Source organism: Rosenbergiella gaditana (genome assembly GCF_018494065.1).
Taxonomy (GTDB): Bacteria; Pseudomonadota; Gammaproteobacteria; order Enterobacterales; family Enterobacteriaceae; genus Rosenbergiella; species Rosenbergiella gaditana.
This window is the reverse complement of record NZ_JABBFR010000099.1, coordinates 1-223: the sequence shown is the minus strand read 5'-3', so window position 1 is coordinate 223 and position 223 is coordinate 1. Positions and strand designations below refer to the sequence as shown.

The 223-nt window shown below is 38.1% G+C and carries 1 pseudogene; it reads left to right on the top strand.

Annotation, left to right across the window (positions count from 1 at the left end):
- Positions 1 to 223 (top strand): annotated as a pseudogene (locus tag HH682_RS15620) (fimbria/pilus outer membrane usher protein); the annotation flags it as partial.

Below are 223 nucleotides of genomic sequence, written 5' to 3'. Positions count from 1 at the left end.
ATGTAACCCCCTACCGTCAAAATAGTATAACGCTGAGTGACACAGAGGGAAGTTATGGGGCTGATTTAGAAGGGAATGTAAAATATAGCGTTCCTTTTCAAGGCGCTATAACTAAGGTTACCTTTACAACTGATACCCGTACCACACGAATATTAAAAGTTAATTTTGATGATTATACACCATTGCCTTTTGGTGCTGAGGTTCTTAACGAAAAAAACCAAGA